Annotated in this window: 18 protein-coding genes; 7 read left to right on the top strand and 11 right to left on the bottom strand. The window is 70.5% G+C overall.

Features of this window, described 5'->3' with window-relative positions; all coding sequences use genetic code 11:
• Positions 1-169 precede the first annotated feature (169 nt).
• Positions 170-1,486: a right-handed parallel beta-helix repeat-containing protein gene (locus ACWDNU_RS21675; protein WP_449670221.1), complete on the top strand. Its 1,317-nt coding sequence runs from the start codon at positions 170-172 to the stop codon at positions 1,484-1,486.
• A gap of 89 nt (positions 1,487-1,575) precedes the next feature.
• Here the strand turns inward: ACWDNU_RS21675 and ACWDNU_RS21670 are convergent, their stop codons facing one another.
• Positions 1,576-2,304 (bottom strand): hypothetical protein, encoded by a 729-nt coding sequence (locus tag ACWDNU_RS21670; RefSeq protein ID WP_449670220.1) that lies wholly within the window; start codon positions 2,302-2,304, stop codon positions 1,576-1,578.
• 145 nt (positions 2,305-2,449) lie between these two features.
• Here ACWDNU_RS21670 and ACWDNU_RS21665 point away from each other — a divergent pair, with 145 nt between their 5' ends.
• Entirely contained in the window at positions 2,450-4,951 is a 2,502-nt protein-coding gene (locus ACWDNU_RS21665) for an SdrD B-like domain-containing protein (protein ID WP_449670218.1), read from the top strand.
• A 34-nt stretch (positions 4,952-4,985) separates the two neighbouring features.
• On the opposite strand, the gene ACWDNU_RS21660 is transcribed toward ACWDNU_RS21665, so the two are convergent.
• A complete protein-coding gene (locus ACWDNU_RS21660; RefSeq protein ID WP_449670217.1) occupies positions 4,986-6,230 on the bottom strand; it encodes an alpha/beta fold hydrolase in 1,245 nt (414 codons plus the stop codon).
• 47 nt (positions 6,231-6,277) lie between these two features.
• Here ACWDNU_RS21660 and ACWDNU_RS21655 point away from each other — a divergent pair, with 47 nt between their 5' ends.
• Positions 6,278-6,805, top strand: a complete 528-nt coding sequence (locus tag ACWDNU_RS21655) for a helix-turn-helix domain-containing protein (protein WP_449670216.1) — start codon at positions 6,278-6,280, stop codon at positions 6,803-6,805.
• Positions 6,806-6,854: 49 nt separating this feature from the next.
• Here ACWDNU_RS21655 and fgd read toward each other — a convergent pair whose 3' ends face one another.
• The 4 genes from fgd to ACWDNU_RS21635 form a co-directional block, all read right to left on the bottom strand.
• Positions 6,855-7,859 (bottom strand): glucose-6-phosphate dehydrogenase (coenzyme-F420), encoded by a 1,005-nt coding sequence (gene fgd / locus ACWDNU_RS21650; protein ID WP_449670215.1) that lies wholly within the window; start codon positions 7,857-7,859, stop codon positions 6,855-6,857.
• Between the two features lie 105 nt (positions 7,860-7,964).
• On the bottom strand, positions 7,965-9,392 hold the full coding sequence (locus ACWDNU_RS21645) for a glycoside hydrolase family 76 protein (protein WP_449670230.1): 1,428 nt from the start codon (positions 9,390-9,392) through the stop codon (positions 7,965-7,967).
• Positions 9,393-9,519: 127 nt separating this feature from the next.
• The gene (locus ACWDNU_RS21640; protein WP_449670214.1) at positions 9,520-9,894 is read right to left on the bottom strand and encodes a YciI family protein; all 375 of its coding nucleotides are present in this window, start codon (positions 9,892-9,894) and stop codon (positions 9,520-9,522) included.
• 94 nt (positions 9,895-9,988) lie between these two features.
• Entirely contained in the window at positions 9,989-10,927 is a 939-nt protein-coding gene (locus ACWDNU_RS21635; RefSeq protein WP_449670213.1) for a hypothetical protein, read from the bottom strand.
• A 611-nt stretch (positions 10,928-11,538) separates the two neighbouring features.
• Between ACWDNU_RS21635 and ACWDNU_RS21630 the strand changes: the two genes are divergently transcribed.
• Positions 11,539-12,333, top strand: coding sequence for a siderophore-interacting protein (locus tag ACWDNU_RS21630; protein WP_449670212.1), 795 nt, complete (start codon positions 11,539-11,541; stop codon positions 12,331-12,333).
• Positions 12,334-12,338: 5 nt separating this feature from the next.
• On the opposite strand, the gene ACWDNU_RS21625 is transcribed toward ACWDNU_RS21630, so the two are convergent.
• Positions 12,339-12,863, bottom strand: coding sequence for a methylated-DNA--[protein]-cysteine S-methyltransferase (locus ACWDNU_RS21625; RefSeq protein WP_449670211.1), 525 nt, complete (start codon positions 12,861-12,863; stop codon positions 12,339-12,341).
• A 43-nt stretch (positions 12,864-12,906) separates the two neighbouring features.
• Here ACWDNU_RS21625 and ACWDNU_RS21620 point away from each other — a divergent pair, with 43 nt between their 5' ends.
• The 3 genes from ACWDNU_RS21620 to ACWDNU_RS21610 all read left to right on the top strand — a co-directional run bounded on the left by ACWDNU_RS21620 (position 12,907) and on the right by ACWDNU_RS21610 (position 16,200).
• Positions 12,907-13,524: an RraA family protein gene (locus ACWDNU_RS21620; protein ID WP_449670210.1), complete on the top strand. Its 618-nt coding sequence runs from the start codon at positions 12,907-12,909 to the stop codon at positions 13,522-13,524.
• Positions 13,525-14,280: 756 nt separating this feature from the next.
• Positions 14,281-14,577: a hypothetical protein gene (locus ACWDNU_RS21615; protein ID WP_449670209.1), complete on the top strand. Its 297-nt coding sequence runs from the start codon at positions 14,281-14,283 to the stop codon at positions 14,575-14,577.
• Between the two features lie 393 nt (positions 14,578-14,970).
• Positions 14,971-16,200 (top strand): alpha/beta fold hydrolase, encoded by a 1,230-nt coding sequence (locus ACWDNU_RS21610; protein WP_370936436.1) that lies wholly within the window; start codon positions 14,971-14,973, stop codon positions 16,198-16,200.
• 41 nt (positions 16,201-16,241) lie between these two features.
• Here ACWDNU_RS21610 and ACWDNU_RS21605 read toward each other — a convergent pair whose 3' ends face one another.
• From ACWDNU_RS21605 to ACWDNU_RS21590, 4 genes are all read right to left on the bottom strand, one after another.
• Positions 16,242-17,093: an oxidoreductase gene (locus ACWDNU_RS21605; protein WP_449670208.1), complete on the bottom strand. Its 852-nt coding sequence runs from the start codon at positions 17,091-17,093 to the stop codon at positions 16,242-16,244.
• A gap of 76 nt (positions 17,094-17,169) precedes the next feature.
• The gene (locus tag ACWDNU_RS21600) at positions 17,170-18,036 is read right to left on the bottom strand and encodes a helix-turn-helix transcriptional regulator (protein WP_449670207.1); all 867 of its coding nucleotides are present in this window, start codon (positions 18,034-18,036) and stop codon (positions 17,170-17,172) included.
• Positions 18,037-18,094: 58 nt separating this feature from the next.
• The gene (locus tag ACWDNU_RS21595) at positions 18,095-19,507 is read right to left on the bottom strand and encodes a PucR family transcriptional regulator (RefSeq protein WP_449670206.1); all 1,413 of its coding nucleotides are present in this window, start codon (positions 19,505-19,507) and stop codon (positions 18,095-18,097) included.
• 80 nt (positions 19,508-19,587) lie between these two features.
• Positions 19,588-20,658 (bottom strand): DUF917 domain-containing protein, encoded by a 1,071-nt coding sequence (locus ACWDNU_RS21590; RefSeq protein ID WP_449670205.1) that lies wholly within the window; start codon positions 20,656-20,658, stop codon positions 19,588-19,590.
• Positions 20,659-20,669 lie beyond the last annotated feature (11 nt).

Raw genomic sequence — 20,669 nt, 5'->3', positions numbered from 1 at the left:
GGTGCGTCAGGCGAATTCGGCTCGGCGGAACGGGTGTCTGGCCGGGAAGCGGGAGGGAGCCGCTCCCCCGCAGCCAGGCCGACCGCGGCACGCACCAACCAAGCGCACGACCGCCAGCCCGGCGAACAATCACCCCAACGGAATCCGGCGCTCGTGCCAGACTGGGCGGATGCGTTTTCCCGCCATGGTGGCGATCCTGGGGCTTTCCGCCGCGCTGGTCAGCGGTTGCGGTTCTTCCTCCGCCGAGGGGCATCGGCCGGACGGGGCGGGCGTCACGATCCGCGTTCCCGCCGACGCGCCGACGATCTCCGCCGCCGTTTCCCTGGCGCAGTCCGGGGATCTCGTGCTTGTCGCGCCCGGGGAATACCACGAAACGGTGAAGCTCACGACGCCGAAGGTCACGCTGCGCGGCGAAGTGCGGGAACGGGTGGTCGTCGACGGACAGCTGAAGCGGGACAACGGCGTCGTCGTGTCCGCGCCGGGCGTCGCGGTGGAGAATCTGACAGTCCGGAATCACACGCAGAACGGCGTCCTCGTCACGGGTTCGGTCAAGGCCGCCGACGGGCTGCCGGGGCACGGAGGCGGTTACGACACCGGCGACGAGCCGATCCGTTTCCTCAGTTCGTTCCTGGTCTCGCACGTCACCGCCACCCGCAACGGTCTCTACGGAATCTATGCGTTTTCCGCGCAGAACGGGGTGATCGAGCAGTCGTACACGTCCGGCGGAGCCGATTCCGGAATCTATGTCGGCCAATGCAAACCGTGCCGGACGGTCGTGCGGGACAACGTCGCGGAGCTCAACGCGGTCGGCTTCGAGGGCACGAACGCCAGCGGCGAGATGTACGTCGCCGGCAACCGGTTCAGCGGGAACCGGGTCGGGCTGACCGCCAACTCCGACCATCAGGAGAAGCTGTTGCCGCAGCGGGATTCCGTGGTCGCCGGGAACCTGGTCGCGGCCAATGGGCAGGCGGCGACGCCCGAGCAGGCCGACGGCGGCTGGGGCATCGGGATCGGCATCGACGGCGGCAGCGGCAACCAGGTGCTGCGCAACCGGATCGCCGGGAACGCGAACGCCGGGCTCGTGCTCACCGCGACCCAGGACGTGCCGCCGACGGGCAACCGGATCGTCGGCGACGTCTTCGCGGCGAACGGCCTCGACGTCGGCTGGACGTTCCCCGGCGCGACCAAGGGCAGCGGAAACTGCGTTGATTCCGGGGCACTGCATACGATTCCGGAGGGATTGGCGGCGAGTGCTGCCTGTCCCGCAGCGGCGGACTCCCCTTCGGGCAGCTGGACCAGGGCGAACCCGCCCGCGGGCATTCCGTTCACCGAGGTCGCGGCACCGCCGCTGCAGCCGCAATTTCCGGCCGCAAGCACGGCGGGTCCTACGGTTGTCCCGGCGGTGCCGGAGTTTCCGGACGTCGCGAAGATCCAGGTGCCCGGCGCGTCGTTGCTGGCGGACCGGGCCTCGGTGACTGCCGTCTAGGGGCACGGATCGCAGTGTCGCGATTCCTCGCGCTGACGCTCGCCGCCCTCACAGGCGGACCGGACCTCTAGCCAAATCCTGAGGAAATATCAGCGGCCAACCGGAACCGCAGTGAATTCGTGCGTGTCGAAATCAATGACCACCGGATTCCTTTCCCCCGGGACCGAAGTCCGCACCCGGTACATCACCCCGTCCGCGTCGAGCCAGTACCGGACGGATTCCGCGCTGCCGGGCCGTTCCCGGGAATCCGGGCCGGTGAAGACGTCGACGGCGTGGCCGTTCACCTGATCGGACCCTACCCATTCGGCGCCGTTCTGCGGCAGCAATTGCGCGTTGTCCGGCCGGTCGCTGCCGAGGCCCAGCAGAATGGCCAATGACCGGTCCAGCGGGCCCGCGGTCGGATCGAGCGGGCGGCCGAACCAGCCGTCGGCGGGCGGGTTCGCCGGGGGCAGATCGGGGATCGCGGGCAACGGGCGGAGTTCGACGCGGGCACCGGTCCACCGGATCAGACCATTCCCGGAGTCGTTGCGTCCTTTGCCTTTCAGCACTCCGTAACCGGTCTTGGCGCGGTAATCGGCCGAACCGGTGATCACGAGTTCGCCCGCCGCGCCGGGGACACTGATCGTCACCGCGCGGCCTTGTTTCTGGTAATTGCGGAATCGCGCGATCGCGAGCCGGCTCGCCTCGTCCGCGGTGACCGCGCGCGGGCCGGAATCGGGCGAACTGGCGGCAACATACGAGAATATTCCTGCGCCGACTGCGACTATCGCCGCGACAGCGACGACGAGCCAGCGGCGCGCGATCCGTTGGGCAAGCACAGCGAGTGACCGTAGCAGGGATTTCGATTCACCCGGTCCGTTTATCCCGGTGCCGTACCCGGAAAGGTCGTTTTCTGGTTCACTGTTACGCACTTTGCGGCACGCCGCGCGAATATTCCGCGCAGAGAACGGAGATCCCGCAGTCATGAACAGAGGTGGCAGAAGAACCAGCGGCAGATTCCGGCTGGCCCGATTAGCCGCCGCTGCCCTGGTGCTGGGCGGCAGCGCGATGACGGTCGCCGCCGGCAGCGCCGGGGCCGCGCAAGACGGCACATTGACGGTCCAAGTGCTCCGCGATTTCTTCGGCACCGGCATCGTCAACGCCACCATGGACACGCCGCAGCCGGGCATGTCGGTGCTGGTCACCGACCCCGCCGGGCATCAGGTGCGGGGCCGCACGGACGCCGCGGGCAAGGTCGTCGTCGACCCGGCCGCCCCGCTCGCCGGGGGCCGGTACCGCGTCGACGTTTCGGTTCCGGATCCGTACCGCGCGTATTTGCGAGCCGCGCCCGCGTCCACGGAGAAAAACCACTTCGACAGTTTCACGACGTTCGTGGATCTGCGCGAGGCCAAGGACGTTTCGGTGATCACCGGCGTCTGGAACCCGGCCGACCACACGCTCCCCGACGCCCGCTATTACGTGCCGGTGCAAAACCCGGCGGTGAACAGCGACGGCAGCGCACCCGATCCGAACACCCGCGCGCTGGTCGCGTTCGACCGCAATCTCCGCGGCACCTGCCCCGCCGACTCGGCTTGTCCGACTGTGCTGAACACCCAGGCGCAAGTCGGCACCACCTGGGGGCTGGCATACGACAAATACCGCGAGCGCATTTTCCAGTCGGCGTTCGCGAAACGCTTCACCACGTACGGCCCCGAGGGCGGCGGCGCGATTTACACGACGCCGCTCGGCGGCGGCGCGCCCAAGCTGTTCGCGAAGGTGCCGGGCGCGGAGATCACCGCACACGGCGCGGTCGACATGCGCAAGGACGAGCATTTCGTCGACGTCCCCGGAAAGGAAAGCCTCGGCGGGATCGCGCTCACCGAGGACGGCAAGACGCTGTACGCGATCAGCCTGGTGACCCGGAACCTGCTCAGTTTCGACGCGACCGGAGACACCGCGAAGATCGAAAAGCAGACGCCGATCCCGATGCCGGACTGCGCCGGCCCGGACGACTGGCGGCCGTTCGCGGTCGCCGCGCACGACGCGAAGCTGTACGTCGGCGGCATCTGCTCGGCGGAAAGCACGAAGCGGCGCGAGGACCTGAAAGCCGTGGTCTACACCTACGACGGCACGAAGTTCACCCCGGTGGTCGAGCACCGTCTCGACTATCTCCGCGGCAACGTCATCGCGGGCTTCCAGGACGAGGACATGGACCACTGGAACCCGTGGGACACCTCGTTCGCCTCGTGGGACAAGTTCATCAAGCACGGGCCCGGGATCAATCCGCAGCCGGAACTGGCGAGCCTCGCGTTCACCCGCGACGGCTCGATGATCCTCGGCTTCCGCGACCGGTTCATGGACGTCTTCGGCTCCGGCATCGACCCGCGGCCAGGCCGCACCGGGGTCGCGACCGGCATGTCCGGCGGCGACATCACCATGGCGTGCGCGGCGCCCGGCGGCGGATACGACTGGGAGGGCACCGGGGTCTGCCCGAACCACGGCACGCCCGCGACCAACGGCCACGAACCGGCGGGCACGGTCGAGTACTTCCACGGCGACTTCTACGACCCCAACCGCTCCGGCAACGGCCTGCACCAGGAGGCCGCGCAGGGTTCGGTCGCCTACATCCCGCAGCAGCAGTGGGTGATCAGCACCGAACTGGACCCGGCGCAGGCGGTCAGCTCGGACGGCGTCGGCTACTACGACGTCGACTCCGGCATCGGGCCCGGGCAGGACAATCCGAAACACGGGTACGCGTTCGTGGGCCCGGCCAACAGCTTCGGCAAGGCGGGCGGGCTCGGCGACATCGCCTACCAGGCCGCGAACGCGCCGATCCAGATCGGCAACCTCGTCTGGTTCGACGGCGACCACAACGGCATCCAGGGCCCGAACCGCACCGACGAGGTCCCGCTCGCGAAGGCGACGGTCAACCTGCTCGACGTCGACGGCAAGAAGGTCGCCACCACGCAGACCGACAAGGCAGGCGAGTACTACTTCGGCGGCGTCGGCGCGGAGTACCAGCTGAAGCCGGGCGAGAAGTACACCGTGCAGTTCGACGTCTGCACCGCGGCGACGGACAACGTGCCCGGGACCCCGCCGGCGACCGATCTGCGATTCACGCTCCCGACCGCCGGCCCGGACCGGGCGCACGACTCGAACGTCGTGCCGCCCAAGACCGGACGGCTCTGCAACGGCTACGCGCCGGTGACCGCTCCCGCCCAGGCGGGCGGGGTCGACCACACCATCGACGCCGGCGTCTACCTGCCCGCGCCGCCCGGCCCGCCCACGTCGTCCGCTCCCCCGGCGACGAGCCCGGCGGTTCCTCCGGTCGCCCATCCGCCCGCTCCGGGCGCGACGGGCACGGATTCCCTTGCCTCGACCGGGATTCCGCTGCTGCCGATGCTGCTGATCCTCGGCGGAGCCCTCCTCGCCGGAGGCACCGGATTCCTGGTGGCGAGCCGGAGAAGGCGGTTCAGGCGGCAGTGATCGCCACGGTGGTCGAGGTCCGCGCGGGCCTCGATCACCGCGTCAGCCACTCCGCGAGATCGGCCACCACCGCCGGGTCGACGTGCTGCGGCTGCCGGTAACTGTCCGGTGTGGACGGCCCGGTGCCGGGAAAGAACTCGTGGTCGTCCGCCGGATAGACCCGAATGTCCACCGCCGGTCCAGCCAGTCCGTTCTGCCATCGGGACAGGTCGTCCTCGACCGTGACCTGATAATCCCGGCCGCCCTGCACCAGAAGCAGCGGCACCGACAGCGAGGCGGCGGTCGCGACGGGGTCGTACTCGCGCAGTTCCAGCCAGTACGACCCGGGATAGCCGAACAACAACCCGTCCCCCGGCGTGGTCGGCGACAACGCCGGCTCAGCGACCGCCGCAGCCTGCCGGGTGATCGGCTCGACGAGCGCCTCGACTTTGGCGTCCAACGCCGCCAGATGGCGGACCACCCGGACAGCGGCTTCGTGCATCGGCTCGGCATCAGCCGCCAGAAGAACCAGCCCCGCGACCGACGGCTCGGCGAGCGCCACCATCGGCGCGACCTTCCCGCCCATGCTGTGCCCCGCCACGAACACGCGCGCGGCATCGACGCTGTCCTGCGACTGCAGAAGCCGAACGGCCGCGACAGCATGCGGCACGTATTCCGCGGACATCGTGAACCCGGGCGCGCTGGCCAGCTCGGGATGGGCGTGTGTCACCTTGTCGAAGCGCAGCACCGCCACGCCCCGGGAAGCCAAGCCCCACGCGAGATCCTTGAGCGGCTTGTTCGGCCCGGCCGTCTCGTCGCGGTCGAAGATCCCGCCGCCGCTGAGCAGGACCACCCCCGGCCATGGACCTTCCCCTCGCGGCACGGTCAGTGTTCCAGGCACCGAATGGGGTTCCGCGGAAAGAACGACGTCCCGTTCAACGAACACCGTTCCATCCACATAGGACGGTTTGGTCCACCCCACGGCGGCAGCAAGCCGAAGCCCCGCAACGGTTCCCGCCGCATCGACAGACATCACGACGAGAAACCCGCCCCGCGCGCAGCCGACCGGCACCTGCACCCGGGTCAGTCCAGGACCCGCCGGCTCAGCGACCGGTTCGCCCAGCGAAGTCACCGGACCGTGCTCACCGATCTGCGCAGTCCACGCGGCTTCCAGCGCCGCGCCGGACACCGCCGCCCGCAACTCCGGCGAGAACCGCGTCGCGATCTCGCTGAACCGCCCGTCCCGCGCCTGCTCGACGACCGCCGTCGCCACCTCGCTCGCCTTCATCCCGACCCCCATCGTTCTCAAGTTATGCGAATAGTAGCACCATGTGAGAACATTCGGGGGTGGACGTATTGACTCTCTTAGGACACCCGGTACGGCTGCGGATCGTGCACGCGCTGCGCGGCGACCGGACGCTCACCACCGCACAACTGGGCGCACTGCTCCCGGACGTCTCGAAGGCGACGGTCTACCGGCACGTCGACCTCCTCGCCGACGGCGGCATCCTCGAGGTGGCCGACGAGCAACGCGTGCGCGGCGCGGTCGAGCGCACTTACCGGCTGCGCAAGGAAAACGCGTCGATCGGCCAGGACGCGATCGCGCAGCTGACCCCGGACGACCACCGTCGCGGATTCGCCGCCGCGACCGCCGCGCTGGTCGCCGAGTTCGACGCGTACCTCAGCCGGGGCCAGGCGAATCCGGTGGAGGATCTCGTCGGCTACCGGCAGCACACCGTCTGGCTGGACCGCGACGAACTGCTCGACATGATCGACGGCATGCGGAAAGCCATCGCGCCGATGCTGGTCAACGAGCCCGCACCCGGGCGCAGGCGGTACCTGCTCAGCCCGATCCTCTTCCCCAGCGAAGACTGAAACCCCCGCCCAGCGCGCGGCCGGACGGGGGTTTTCGCAGCAACAGTGATCAGGACAGCGCGCGCAGCCGCGGCAGCACGTCCTCGGCGAACTGCGACAGGTACCGCTCCTGGTCGTGGCCCGGGCCGTGGAAGACCAGGTGGTTCAGGCCCGCGTCGAGGTACGGCTTGATCTGCGCGACCGCCTCGTCCGGGTCCGAGGCGACGATCCACCGCTTCGCGACCTGCTCGATCGGCAGCTCGTCGGCCAGCCGCTCCATCTCCTCCGCCGACGACACCGTGTGCTTCTGCTCCGCGCTCAACGACAACGGCGCCCAGAACCGGGTGTTCGCCAGCGCCTTCTCCGGGTCGCGGTCGTAGGACATCTTGATCTCGATCATCCGGTCCACCTTGGACGCGTCGCGCTCAGCCGCGGCCGCGCCGTCCGCCATCGCGGGCATCAGCTTCTCGGTGTAGAGGTCCATGCCCTTGCCGGACGTGCAGATCATGCCGTCGCCCGCGCGGCCCGCGTACTTCGCCACCACCGGACCGCCCGCCGCGATGTACACCGGCACCGGACGCTCCGGCCGGTCGTAGATCTTCGCGTTGACCAGCTGGTAGTAGTCGCCCTCGAAATCGACGCTGTCCTTGCTCCACAGCTCCCGCATCAACCGCACCGACTCGCGCAACCGGGCGAACCGCTCCTTGAACTCCGGCCATTCCCGGCCCGACACCGCGATCTCGTTCAGCGCCTCGCCGGTGCCCGCACCGAGGATCACGCGGTCGCCCGACAGCAGCGCCATCGTCGCGAACGCCTGCGCGATCACCGCCGGGTTGTACCGGAACGTCGGCGTCAAAACGCTGGTCCCGATCAGCACCCGGCTGGTCCGCTCCGCCACCGCCGGCATCCACGCCAGCGCCCACGGCGCGTGCCCGCCCTCGTGCCGCCACGGCAGGAAATGGTCCGACACCCACACCGAGTCCAGCCCCAGCTCCTCCGCCCGCACCGCGAACTCCACCAGCTCACGAGGCCCGAACTGTTCCGCCGACGCCTTGTACCCGACCTTCAGCTCCACGATCGCCCTTCCCCGTCCGCATGAACCACGCAGGATTCCGTGGCACCGTCAACCGTACCCGGATGGACCTTGCGGAGACGGGTGTGCTGTCGATCACTCGCCGGGCTAGTACGTCGCGTTCATCAAGGCGAGCGCCGCGGCCTGGCAGCCCGGTCCGTTTTCCGCGCCGGAGGACCACGAGCGCGAGTACTGGTCGAAGTCGTTGCGGGAATGGGCGTAGGCGGAATCCGCTTGCCTGGCCAGGAAATCCCGGTACGGCGCGTCCGGTGTCGCGGCGTCCAGTTCGGCCAGACCGCGGACCAGTCCGGCCTTGAAGTACGACCCGTCGTCGCTGCAGCTGCTGCCCTCGCCGGGGTCGTGGACGATGCCGTCGGAGCCGGTGAAGAACGACCCGGTGCGCGTCGTCGAGTCGGCGACCGAACGCGCGGTGCCGATCAAGTCCTGGTCGCCGGTCACCTTGGACAGCGCGGTGAGGCCGGAGACGAAGACGCCCTGGTTGTAGGTGTAGCGCTGGCCTGCCGCGGCGCAACTGGCGCCGTCGACGCCGTCCACCACCAGGCCGTCGGAGTCGATGAGTCCCTTGCCGCGGAACCAATCCCAGCCTTGCTGCGCCCGTGTCCGATAGGTCGAGTCGCCGGTGCGGTCAGCGATGGTGGCGTTGACCTGGATGTACAGGCTGTTGGAGATGGACGCCTTGTACGTCAGGCCTTCTTTCCATCGGATGCCGCCGCCGCAGTCGCTGGTCCAGAAGGTCTGCATGTGGTCGGCGCCGGCTTTGGCGGTGGCGAGGTAGCGCTGCTGGCCGGTGCGGTCGTAGGCGTCGAGCCACGCCATCGCCCACCAGCCGGTGTCGTCGGAGAACTCGTTGCGGAACTGGCCGCGGCCGGCGTTGACGTTCTTGTCGTACGTCGTGGCCATCGCGTAGTCGTAGCTGGCCATCCGGCTGACCGAGGCGTTGCGGATCACCGCGGCCAGCGAAACCGCCGTGCCCCAGCCGCCGCCGTTGCGGAAGTAGCCGGTGCCGTTGTCGTAGAGCGCCATCATCGCGGTCGCCGCCGCTTGCGAGCGGTTCGCCGCGTTCCAGCGGGTGCGAGCCCAAGGCGTGCAAGCGATCCGGCCGCTGTCGATCGCGCTGCCGCACGCGCGCAGTGCGCCGACGCCGCGGTTGTTCCAGTCGTCGTTGTTGTACATCTGGGTGCGCCAGCCGCCGACTCCCGACGGCGCGGTGGTCAGGCCCAGCTGCGCGCCGCCGTCCCAGGTCGCGCCGCCGTCGAAGGACCGGTCGAGCCACACCTGGTCGCCCGGGCGCGAGTGGTCGACGACCGCCCAGCCCATCGGGTCGCCGTCGGCGAAGTGCAGCTGGAGGACGCGGTCGTCGAGCGCTGTGGTGACCGCGATCCGGTCGCTGGACGCCTGGTCGGCGGCGCGGTCGTCGCAGTATTTGTTGCACACCACGATATTCGCCGCCGGTTCGGCTGTTTTCGCCTGGACCGGCGCCAGCGCCGACATCGTTGTCAAGACCGCCGTGAGCATGACCCGCACCGCTGCCTCCTCGGATCCCCGCCCTGTCCCCAGGACGAAGATCCCCGCGAGGCGCGGTGCGGGTCAACGAATGACAAAGACTTGGCCCGCGAATAGGCCGGATGCCGTGCGCGCTGGGCTACTGCGCGCCCATGGCCTCGAGGTCTTCGGACTCCACGACCTGGCGGACCTCGACCTCGATCTCGTCGAACAGGTCCGCGTACTGCCGCGCGTACTCGACCGCCTGGGCCCGGTCCGCGGCGTTGACCAGGGCGAACCCGCCGATGACCTCCTTGGCCTCGGTGAACGGCCCGTCCGTCGCCGCCGGGGTCGCGCCGCGCGGCTTGCGGACGATCGCGCCCTTCTCCGACGGGTGCACGCCCTCGGCGGTGATCAGGATGCCGCGTTCGGTCCAGTCCTGGATGAAGGCACCCATTTTCTCGATGAACTCGGGGCTCGGGTTCCAGGCCTCGGGGGCGCTCTCGTCAAGCCGGTGCATCAGCAGGAAACGCATTGCCCGCTCCTCGGGGTCGGTGGCCGGTTTCGTCCGGCCGTCGCATCCTCGTCGAACGGACTGGCGCGAGATCGACACCTCGCCGGGTTTTCTCTCAGCAGCGATGCGACGGTGACCTTCGCGGCCGGGCGACCCAAGCCGCGACGCCCGCCGCGAGGGTCACGGAGGTGATCGCGACGCCCGCGATCGGGCTGTCCATCAGCACGAGGCCGGCGAGGAACGCGGTCCCGGCGAGGAGGAGCAACGCCATCCGGAGCGTGGCCGCCCAGGCGACGACGAAGTCCGCGGCCCGGGTGGCCCAGGGGTCGCGGGTGTCGGGCTTGCGATGGCGGCCGTGCTGTCGGCGGGCGAGAACGCGGTGCGCGGAGGCGACCATCTCGTCCCGCGTGGCGATCCGGCGAGGCGGGCGGGAGAAGGGATCCCAGTCGACCACTACGCGGACCCGGCTGGGGTGCTCGGGATCAGGGTGGAGCGGTTCGGACGGTTGGGCCGCGCTGACTGCGGCTGTGGTGGCTTTCGCCGCGTCGCTTCCGACCGCCTCAGTCGCGACCTTGTTGCCCGGCTGGGCAGAATCGGCTGCGTTGCTCGCGGCTGCCTCGCCCGGCTGGACGGCACCGGTTTCCCGAACGCCGCCGACGCGGGCCGTTCCGCTCGGCTGGCTGGCTTCGGCCTCCTGAACAGCCGCGGCTGACCGAGCCGGTTCACGTGGCTCAGCCTTCTCCGGCAGCGTCTTCCCGGCTGGCCGCTCGGAGCTGGTGCGCTTGGCCGACGCATCCGATTCCGCCGCGCCGTCCGGCTGCTGCGTCGCCTGCTCGTCCGCGCCGCCGAACTGCTTCCCCGCGGCAGGCCGGGCCGCTTTCTCCCGCTTCGCCGCGCCGCGCGGTCGCGGAGCGGACTCCGGTTCGCACTCGCGGCCAAGCTGCTGCGGCGCCCGGACCAGCACCGCTTCTTCCCCCGGTTCGGGCGGCGCGCCGGTCTGGCGCGGATGCCCGGTGCGGAGCGGCTGGTCGGCGAGGCAGGGAACCACCGTCATGAGGTCGTCGTCCCTTTCTCTTCCGGCCGGCGGACCGGTTCCGACGGCTGTCCGGACCCCGGCCGTTCGTGCGGCGCGCGCCCCGGATGGGCTCATCCTGGCGAAAACGGTGCGTCACCGACCAGTTCTACTGGCAGTGTCGCGGTGAACGGTCCCTCAGCGTCGCCCAACGGTTCGAGTGACGGTTTTCGCTACTCTTCGCTGTCACCGATTCGACACCCGGCGGCCACTCCCTCGACGGCTTGTCCAGACCTCTCGGCACCTCCGCGAACAGCACAGAACCGACCCTGACACGGGAATATGCACGTTCATCCGCACATTCGCCAGGTGGAGAAACTCGGCCGGACCAGAGGTGGTCGCCAGCCGGTGATACACAGAGTGTCACGGCCAGTCCGGTTATTGAGCAGTCAACCGTCACCCACATGAGTGACACGGAGAGTGATCATCGAGCGTAGACGACTCTCGGCGAACTGGCCCGGATGGAGGTATCCGCCGGGAGCGAGGACCACGGACGGGTGCATTCGAGGCGAGGACGCGCACCCTTGCCGTCCGATGAGGACTGCGGCTACCGTTCAGAAGGCAAGCCTTACCTAACTGAATCGGGACCATCCATGCCGACCCTCCCCCAGCGCCGCACGCCCGACAGCAGGCGGCTGCTCCGGACGTCCGTGCTGCGCGCCGAACGGACGTCCACGCATTTCGTGACCCTCACCGTCGGCGGGGAGGACCTCGAGGACTTCGCGCCGCTCGGCTTCGATCAATGGTGCCGGTTGTTCTTCCCGCGCGAGGGCCAGCGCGAGCTGCGCCTTCCCACCGCGTCGAGCAACCGCTGGCTCGTTCAGCACATGCTGATGAGCAGCGCGTCCAGGCCGTGGGTGCGGAACTACACGATCCGCGCGACTCGGCCCGGCGAGGTGGACATCGAGTTCGCGGTGCACGGCGACGGCGGTCCGGCGTCGAGGTTCGCGCAAAACGCGCGGCCCGGCGACGAGATCGGGATTCTCGACGAGGGGATCACCTATCTGCCGCCAGCTGGCGTGACGCAACTGCTTCTTGCCGACGAGAGCGCGATTCCCGCCGCGCTGGCGATCCTGGAGTCGTCGCCTGGCCTGCGGGCCACGGTTTTGCTGGAGGTCGGGGCGCGGGACGACATCCACGCGGTCGACGTGCCGCTCGGCGCCGAGGTCCACTGGCTGGTCCGTGAGGACGACCGGCTGCCGGGGCGGCTCGCGCTCGACGTCCTCGCCCAGCTCGATCTGTCCGATCCGCCGGGCTATACGTGGGTCGCGGGCGAAAGCGGGCTGGCCACCGGCGCGCGGCGGTTTCTCACGCGGGAGCGCGGGGTTCCGAAGCAGGCGATCGCGTTCCAGGGGTACTGGAAACACGGTCGCGCCGCGCTGGGGTGAGGCCGTCAGAACAGGCGTCCGGCATCGTCGGCAGGCGGTTCCTCCAGCTGCAGCAGGAACCGTTTCCGGGCGACGCCGCCCGCGTAGCCGGTGAGGCCGCCGCTGCTGCCGACCACCCGGTGGCAGGGCACGACGATGCTCAGCGGATTCCAGCCGTTCGCGTTGCCGACCGCCTGCGCCGCGCCGGGTTCGCCCAGTTCGACGGCCAGGTCTCGGTAGGTGCGCGTCTCGCCGTAGGGGATGCGGGTCAGCAGCTGCCACACGCGGCGTTCGAAGTCGGACCCGCGCAGGTCCAGTTCGAGGTCGAAGGTCTGGCGCCGGCCGGCGAAGTACTCGTCGAGCTGCTGGGTCACGGTGGCGAAGGTGTCGTCGGCGCGCGGGCCGAAGTCGGGGAAGCGCGGGGTCCGGCTGTGGCTGTCGAAGTAGACGGCGACCAGCGCGCTGCCGTCGGCGACCAGAGTGAGGTCGCCGACCGGGGACGCGGCGACGGTGTGCCGGAAAGCCATCTTCTCCTCCGTGATCGGTGCCACGGAACGGTATCCGGCCGGGCCGCGCGTGAGAGCATCGCCGTCCATGGACGACGGTTTCGCCGACATCCCGACCACGACGCTCGCCGACCTGCTCGGCCGCGGCCAGGTGCTCGACTACGGGGTGCGCCCCTTGTGGGGGCCGGTGCCGAGGATCGCCGGGCCCGCGTACCCGGTGCGCTGCCCGCCGGGCGACAACCTGATGCTGCACGCGGCCATCCACCGCGCGCCCGCCGGAGCGGTGATCGTGGCCGAATCCGGCGACGTCGACTACGCCCTGGCCGGCGGCAACGTCTGCGCGACTGCTCAGCGGCGCGGCATCGCGGGTTTTGTCCTGGACGGCGTGATCCGCGACCTGCAGGAGGTCCGCGAGGCGCGGTTTCCGGTGTTCGCGCGCGGCGTGATCCCGATTCCCGGCACGAAAGCCGCGGTGACGCCGCTCGGCGAGCCCGCGCGGTGCGGCGGGGTGACGGTGCACGCCGGGGACATCGTCGTGGCGGACGAGGAAGGCGTGGTCGTGGTGCCGGGGCCGGACGCGGCGCAGGTGCTGGTGGACGCGCGGGCGAAGCTGGCCAAGGAGGAGGCGCAGACGCTCGACGAATGGGCGGAGGCGCACCGGTCGAAGGTGGACGCGGCGCTGGAGGCTGGCGGGTTTCGCGGCTGAAGCGATCGCCGGGCAGGCGGGACGCCCGGAGTGCTCGGGCTTCGGCGGGGCCTGCGCGAAGCAATCGCCGGTGAGGCTGGCGATTGACCGGGCCCGGAACGGAGAGGGCAGCGGGCGTCTCGGCGGGCGGGCTGACCGGTGCCAGCAGGCTCTAGGCAGCCGGGCGGACCGGCCTCAGCGGGCATCTAGGCAGGCAGCGGACCGGCCTCAGCACGCGCCTTAGCGGGCGGGCCGACCGGCGTCAGCAAGCGTCGAGGCAGGCGGACCGACCGGGGTCAGCAGGGACCAAGGCAAGCGGGCGGACCGGCGTCAGCGGGCGTCTAGGCAAGCGGGCCGACCGGCATCAGCAGACATCTTGGCAGACGGGCCGACCTGCGCCGTCCGTCCCGCCAGGCTGGGACCCTTCACGAGCCGAGGATCTCGGCTGCCGAGACTTCCGTCCGGTTCATTCCGGCCGGACTGTCCACAAAGGACCCGCCGTCGCCAGCTCGGGGCCGGGTTCCGATTCGGGCGGGAGGGGTTCGGGGTCGGGCAGCGGGCGGTCCGGTCCCGGCGTCACCGGGTCGGGCTCCACCGGACCGGGCGGGACGGGCTCGGGCGGGGCGGGCGGCGCGGTCGAGCGGGGGCGAAGCATCGCGGACTCCTTTCACTCCCTGATGGGCTACCGCAGACCGGCGGCGGCGAAACATCCGCCCTTCCCCGTCGAGGTCGGCTAGGGTCGAAGGCGGAGCCGACGAACCGAGAAGAGGCGAGACGATGAGCGCGGACAAGCCCGGCGAGCAGCAGCCGCTCGACGCGGAGATCGTGGAGAGCCCCGGCACGCCGCCGCCCGCTGCCCTGCCCGAACCCGATTACAGCGACAACGGCGCCCCGTCGTTCGACTTCGTGCGGGACCGGATCGAGAAGCGGTACACGACGTCGGTCGGCTCGCAGGAGCTCGCCGGGATCGGCGGGCCGGAGGACCTGCAGTCGCTGGACAAGAAGATCGCCGACCGCAAGGAGGCGGCGAAGGACAAGCTGGCCGAGATCCGGCGGTCGATGGGGAAGGAATAGCGCTCGCCCGGCGGGGGATTCCGGGCCGGGTGCTGGACAGACGCGTGCCCTGGCGAGTCGAGGCCGGGTGCCTCAGCGAGCAGGCCGCCGCGAACCTCGCCGTCGGCCACGCTCGCCATGGCCTCGGCTGCCGCAGGAACCGCCGCAGCCGCCCTTCGGGCTCCCGGCAACGCCGCAACCAGCCAGACCGATCCGGCAGGAAGCAGCTTCGCCGTGCCGGCCCTCGTCCGCGGCACGCACGGGCTCGGCTGCCGCAGGACCCGGGCAAAGCCGCGGGCTTCCCGGAAACACCGCGACGGACCGCTCGGGAATCCGGCGCCGAACTGTCCACAATAGACCGGAGCCGCCAATTTCCGTGGCCTCCCCCGCGCCCGTTCTGGTTGAATCGCCCGTATGGCAACCACCGTGCGCGTTTCCGGCCTGGTGCTCACCGAGCACGAGTTCTCCGTTCCCCTCGACCATTCCCGCCCGGAAGGCGCGAAGATCACCGTCTTCGCCAGGGAGGTCGCGGATCCCGACGGGCTCGACCGGCCGTTTCTCGTTTATCTCCAAGGCGGTCCCGGGCACGAGGCGCCGCGGCCGTCGCGCGGGACGCCCAGCTGGTTGCCGCGGGCGTTGCGGGAGTATCGGGTTCTGATGCTCGACCAGCGCGGCACCGGGCGGTCCACGCCGGTCGGCACGCTCACCGGCACGCCGGCCGAGCAGGCCGAATACCTCACGCACTTCCGCGCCGACGCGATCGTGCGCGACGCGGAGTTCGTGCGGCGGCAGCTGGGGGTCGAGAAGTGGAGCGTGCTCGGGCAGTCGTTCGGCGGGTTTTGCACGCTCGCTTACCTTTCCCAGTATCCCGAAGGGCTGGCCGAGGCGTTCTTCACCGGCGGGCTGCCGCCGATCGCGCGGCATCCGGACGAGGTTTACACCGCGACGTTCGCCAATCTGCTCGAGCGCAACCGCCAGTACTACCTCCGCTACCCCGGCGATCGCGCGCGCGTCGAAGCGCTGTTGCCGTTGCTCGACGACGGGGCCGTGCTCCTGCCCGACGGGAGTCCGCTCACCGCGCGGTTGTTCCAGCAGCTCGGTTACGTCCTCGGTGCCAGCGGCGGCGAGGAAGCGCTGCATTATCTGCTTGAGCGAGACCCGAAATCCCCGGCTTTCGCGTACGACGTCGCGAGCTCGCTGCCGTTCAGCGCGCGCAATCCGCTGTATTCGGTGATTCACGAGTCGTCGTACTCCGATGGGTTCGCCACCCGCTGGTCCGCCGAGCGGGTGCTGCCCGACGAGTTCCGCACCGACCGGACGTTGTTCACCGGCGAGCACGTGTTCCCCTCGCTCTTCGACGACCTCCACAGCCTCCGTCCGATGAAGGAGACCGCGGAACTGCTTGCCGCGCACGAATGGCCGCGGCTGTACGACGCCGACGTGCTGCGCGAGTGCACGGTCCCGGCCGCGGCCGCGATCTACGCCAACGACATGTACGTCGAGCGGGTGTTCTCCGAAGAGACCGCGCGGCTGATCCCGACGCTGCGGCCGTGGATCACCAACGAGTACGAGCACAACGGCCTGCGCGCGGGAGGCGATCACGTGCTCGGACGGTTGATCGACCTCGTTCGCGGACGCGTCTGACCTGCCGGGAGGGGAACGCTGGGTTCCCCTCCCGAACCGGGTCAGGCGACGGTTACGCCGCCTTCGACGGAGTCGGTGGACAGGGTGAGGTCCTGCCAGGCGTCGAAGTCGTCCTGGACGCGTCGGCGTCCGGCGGTGACCAGGCGCAGTGCGTCCGAGCCGAGCAGCAGGTGCACGGGCGGGTTTTCCTCGTCCAGGAGGCTGAGGATGGCGTCGCCCGCGCGCTCGGGGTCGCCGATGCCCTGTCCGGCGAGAGCCTGGCGGCGGGTCCGGATCGGGTCGAACAGGGCGTCGTAGTCGGCGATGCTGCGCGGGGCGCGGACCAGCGACCGGCCCGCCCAGTCGGTCTTGAACGCGCCGGGAGCCACGGCGGTGACCCGCACGCCGAACTGGGTGACCTCCTGGGCGAGGGTGTCGGTGATGCCTTCCAGTGCGTGCTTGCTGCCCTCGTAGAACGCGAGCCCGGGGAACGTCGTGTGCCCGCCCATCGAGGTGATGACGAAGATCTGGCCGTCGCGCCGTTCGCGCATGCTGGGCAGGACTGCCTTGATGGTCGCGACGGTGCCGAAGACGTTGACCTCGAACTGGCGGCGCAGATCCTCCATCGACGACTCCTCGAAGGTGCCTTCGAGACCGTATCCGGCGTTGGCCACGAGCACGTCGATCTGGCCCAGTTCCGCTTCGACCTCCCGCACGGTGGGCTCGATCCGGTCCGCGTCGGCGAGGTCGAGGACGAAAGCCCGGGCGCGTTCCGGGTCCAGTGCCCGGAAATCGGCCGCGTGCTGTTCGGTGCGCACAGTACCCGCGACGCGGTGCCCGGCCGCGAGGGCTCGCTGGGCGATGGCGCGTCCGAGGCCGGTGCTGACGCCGGTGATCAGGATTGTCTTGCTCATTGCGAAGTGTCCTTTCGTGGGGCATGACTGCATGGACCCCGCAGGTACAGCGGGGCCCGGTTGACAGGAGCGAAGGTCAGGACTCGGCGATATCCCGGGCAGGCGCGGGTTCGCGGCCCCAGCTGGCCAGCAGCCGAAGGCGTTCCTGGGACGGCGAACCGGCCGGTGCGCTGTAGACGACCATCGACTGGCCCGGATCGGCGACCGCGGTGAAGATCTCGTACTGCAGTTCCAGGTCGCCGGCGACCGGGTGGCGCAGGCGTTTGAGGCCGGTGCTGCGTTCCTGGACGCGGTGTTCCGACCACCACGCCGGGAACTCCGGCGAGCGCATCATGAGCTCGCCGATGAGGTTGGCGATGTGCTGATTCCGCGGCTGCGCGGCCGCGGCCAGCCGCAACCCGTGGACGTAGTCGCGGGCGACGCGTTCCCAGTCCCGCCACACCAGGCGGGCCCGCGGATCCAGCAACGTCCAGCGCGCCATGCTGCGTTCCCGGCGCGGCAGCTCGGCCACGTCGGGAAACAGCAAGGCCCACAACGCGTTCCCGCCGACGACCGTGAGATTCCGGTCGCTGACGAACGCCGACGCGAGCTCCATCGAGTCCAGCACCTGCCGCAGCCCCGGACGCAACCGCGACGAATGCTCGGCCCGGTCCGTGCGCTCGGCGGTGGCGCCCGCGAGAGCGAACAGATGCCGCCGCTCGATGTCGTCGAACCGCAGCGCGTCGCAGAGGGCATGCAGCACCTGCTCGGACGGCTGCCGGGCACGGCCTTGCTCCAGCCGGGTGTAGTACTCGGTGCTCACCCCGGCCAGCTGCGCGACCTCGCCGCGCCGCAGCCCGGCGACCCGCCGCCCGGCCCCGAACTCGGCCGGAAGCCCGATCTCGTCCGGCGTCAGCCCGGCGCGGCGGGCCCGGAGGAAATCGCCCAAGTCGTTCTTGCCCATGCCTCGAGTCTGCCTTCCGGGCGGTTGATCACCAAGGGCGTAGCTGGTCCTGCCAGTACTACTCAGCTGGCCTGGCGAGGATGACTGCGCGGGCGGCCAGATGCAGGGCCAGCCGCTCGTCCGGACGCGACAGATCGACGTGCAGCAACTGCTCGATCCGCCCGATCCGCGCAGCCACCGTATTCCGATGAATCCCCAGCACCGTCGCAGTTTCCGCCAGCGAAGACTCCGCGTCGAGATAAGCCGCGAGAGTCCGGATCAAATCCCCAGGCACCGGGACCAACGGAGCGAGCAACGCACGCGCGGCAGGCTCGAAAGTGTCCGTCCGCGTCCACTCCAGCAGCAGCTGCGCCATGCCGAGCTGGTCCACATGCAGGAAATGCCCGGTCTCCGGACGCGCCGCGGCGAGGCGGGCGGCGTCGGTGGCTTCGGCGACTGTCGCGGTGAGACCGTCGGCGTGCGGGCGGCCGACGCCTAGGTGCGCGTCGAGCGTGCGGCGCAGGCTGCGATGGACGGCGCGCAGCCGCGCGGACAACGCACGCACGCGTTCGGCAGTCGGCTCCTGTTCGAAGGTGACCCAGCCGGTCCAGCCCTCGCCGTGTTCGACGGTGACCGCGTCGATTGACTCGGCCCGGAGAGCGCGCACGACTTCCTGCGTGCGGGAGACGGTGTCGACGTCCGCGGGCACGCCGATCCGCAGGCCGACATGCCAGCCGCCTAGTCGCCAACCAGCGTCAGCGGCCCGACGGCGCAGGTCAGCGCCGGGTTCGGTGTCCTGGCGCAGCAAATCTCCCAGCAGGGCGGACCGGGAGCGGGCGTCGCGTTCCAGTTCCAGGCGGTGGGCCAGCAGCCAGCGTTGCACGGCACCGGCCGCGACGGACAGGGTCGCGGCGGCGACGTCTGCGCGCGGGGACTTGGCTCCGGGCAGCTCCGCAGCCAGCCACACGGACGGCTGCGGCAGCACAGCGGGGTGTGCGAGCAGGACGCCGTCCGGGAGAGAAATGCGTTGCGGGACCGGCTCGTGCACTCGGACGCGGGCGGCGTCGGCGAGTTCACCGGCGAGCACCTCGCCGCGATCGTCGAGGACGGCGACGGGAGCGTCCAGCAGCCGACGCAGCACGGTCACGATTTCTTCCGGCGGACGCAACCGCTCCCCCAGCGCCCGGTGCGCGGCGAGCACGGCGTCCGCGCGGTCGATGTCGGGGGCGGCCAGCGCGAGGCGGGCGTCCACGAGCAGATCGAGCGGATCGGCGGACGTGACCAGCAGCGGCACCGACAGCCGTTCGGCCAGAAGTCGGGACGCGGCAAGCGGTTCGGCTCCGGGGAGCAGGACTCCGGCGGCGCGGGCGTCCGCGCACCGGCGCAGGAGGGCGTCGATCTGCCAGTCGGAACCGAGCGCGCGGACTACCACTACCAGTTCGCCGGGAGCGGGAGTGCCGGAGGCGTCCAGGGCGGCTTTGACTGTCTTCAATGGACTGTCTAAACCGGACTCGCCGGAGCAGACGCGAACTGGACCGGACCACGAGGGCAGAGCGAGCAGCTGGCGGAGAATCACTGGGCTGCCACCGGATCGCAGTCGATTCCGTAGGCGCGCGGTTCCAGCAGCGGGCGGCGGCGCGGGTCGGTCCAGAACGGCGAAGCGGCAAGGCACACGACGTCGACCTCCACTCCGGCGCGAATAGTGTCGCACTGCAGCGGGACGCCGGTACGGCGGTCGAGCACCGACAGAACGTCCGGAGTGGACGCAACCGGCAGCCCGTCTCGCAGCGCCAGCAGGTATTCGTTCTCCATTTCCAGCCGCAGCAACGCGCCGTCGCGATGGTCGGTCAGCGTCGCCGAGCCCCGGCCGAAACCCGGGTGGCCGTGCTGTCCGGGGCCGATGTGCCGCGACACCTCCAGCACCCGTCCGCGGGCGAGGACCTGGCCGTCGAGGGCGGCTTCGAGCGCGGCGAGGTCCGGGCTCTCCCCTGCCGCCAGCACGCGGGCGCCGAGGGCGAGCGCCTCGCTCGTTGTGTGGAGGACGGCGTGCTCGGCCAGTTCACCGGCGGGGATCGGGGCGAGCGCGATGGCCGCCCAGCCGCCGGAGCTGGCCAGGAACGCGCGGATCCCACTCTCGACCACCGAGGCCGCGGCGGCGGCGAGCACCACCACCCGGCCGCCGGGTTCGGCCATCGCCGCCGGAGCGACGCCGCGGCCGGTCGCGGCGACCGAGAGCTGATCGAGCCGCGGCAGCCCGCGTCCGGACAGGTCCGCGTCCACATAGGCCAGACCGAGTTCCTGGGCGACCACCAGCGGCAGCAGCCCGTTCAGTCCGCCGATCTCGATGGACATCAACGCCTGCGCGCGCTGCCCAGTCCAGCGTTCGATCGCCGCGATCGCCGAGGCGAATTCGTCGCCGCTGGGCAGCTTCTCGGCGAACGCGGCGGTCGCGCCGACGATGCCGGTCGGCACCACGAGGGTGTCCGGCGGCAGGTCGGCGGCAGAGTGCACGACGGGTTCGCGGCCGGATTCGGTCAGCCGCCGCAGCAGCACCGCCGCGGTGACGGTGTCCCCGCCCCCGCCGGACCCGAGCAGCGCGACGCCGCGTTCGAGTGCCGGCACGTCCGCGGCGGTGATGCGCATGGCTGGTCAGC

The organism is Amycolatopsis sp. NPDC003676 (assembly GCF_053587275.1).
Note: the sequence above shows the minus strand (reverse complement) of the source record. Positions and strands in the feature narration are given on the sequence as shown.

What these genes read in the sequence shown, in the direction of transcription:
- ACWDNU_RS21630 (WP_449670212.1), top strand. Translation starts at nt 11,539, where the DNA reads ATGCCGACCCTCCCCCAGCGCCGCACGCCCGACAGCAGGCGGCTGCTC.
- ACWDNU_RS21635 (WP_449670213.1), bottom strand. Translation starts at nt 10,927, where the DNA reads ATGACGGTGGTTCCCTGCCTCGCCGACCAGCCGCTCCGCACCGGGCAT.
- ACWDNU_RS21600 (WP_449670207.1), bottom strand. Translation starts at nt 18,036, where the DNA reads ATGGGCAAGAACGACTTGGGCGATTTCCTCCGGGCCCGCCGCGCCGGG.
- ACWDNU_RS21640 (WP_449670214.1), bottom strand. Translation starts at nt 9,894, where the DNA reads ATGCGTTTCCTGCTGATGCACCGGCTTGACGAGAGCGCCCCCGAGGCC.
- ACWDNU_RS21620 (WP_449670210.1), top strand. Translation starts at nt 12,907, where the DNA reads ATGGACGACGGTTTCGCCGACATCCCGACCACGACGCTCGCCGACCTG.
- ACWDNU_RS21675 (WP_449670221.1), top strand. Translation starts at nt 170, where the DNA reads ATGCGTTTTCCCGCCATGGTGGCGATCCTGGGGCTTTCCGCCGCGCTG.
- ACWDNU_RS21590 (WP_449670205.1), bottom strand. Translation starts at nt 20,658, where the DNA reads ATGCGCATCACCGCCGCGGACGTGCCGGCACTCGAACGCGGCGTCGCG.
- ACWDNU_RS21645 (WP_449670230.1), bottom strand. Translation starts at nt 9,392, where the DNA reads ATGCTCACGGCGGTCTTGACAACGATGTCGGCGCTGGCGCCGGTCCAG.
- ACWDNU_RS21665 (WP_449670218.1), top strand. Translation starts at nt 2,450, where the DNA reads ATGAACAGAGGTGGCAGAAGAACCAGCGGCAGATTCCGGCTGGCCCGA.
- ACWDNU_RS21660 (WP_449670217.1), bottom strand. Translation starts at nt 6,230, where the DNA reads ATGGGGGTCGGGATGAAGGCGAGCGAGGTGGCGACGGCGGTCGTCGAG.
- ACWDNU_RS21610 (WP_370936436.1), top strand. Translation starts at nt 14,971, where the DNA reads ATGGCAACCACCGTGCGCGTTTCCGGCCTGGTGCTCACCGAGCACGAG.
- ACWDNU_RS21615 (WP_449670209.1), top strand. Translation starts at nt 14,281, where the DNA reads ATGAGCGCGGACAAGCCCGGCGAGCAGCAGCCGCTCGACGCGGAGATC.
- ACWDNU_RS21605 (WP_449670208.1), bottom strand. Translation starts at nt 17,093, where the DNA reads ATGAGCAAGACAATCCTGATCACCGGCGTCAGCACCGGCCTCGGACGC.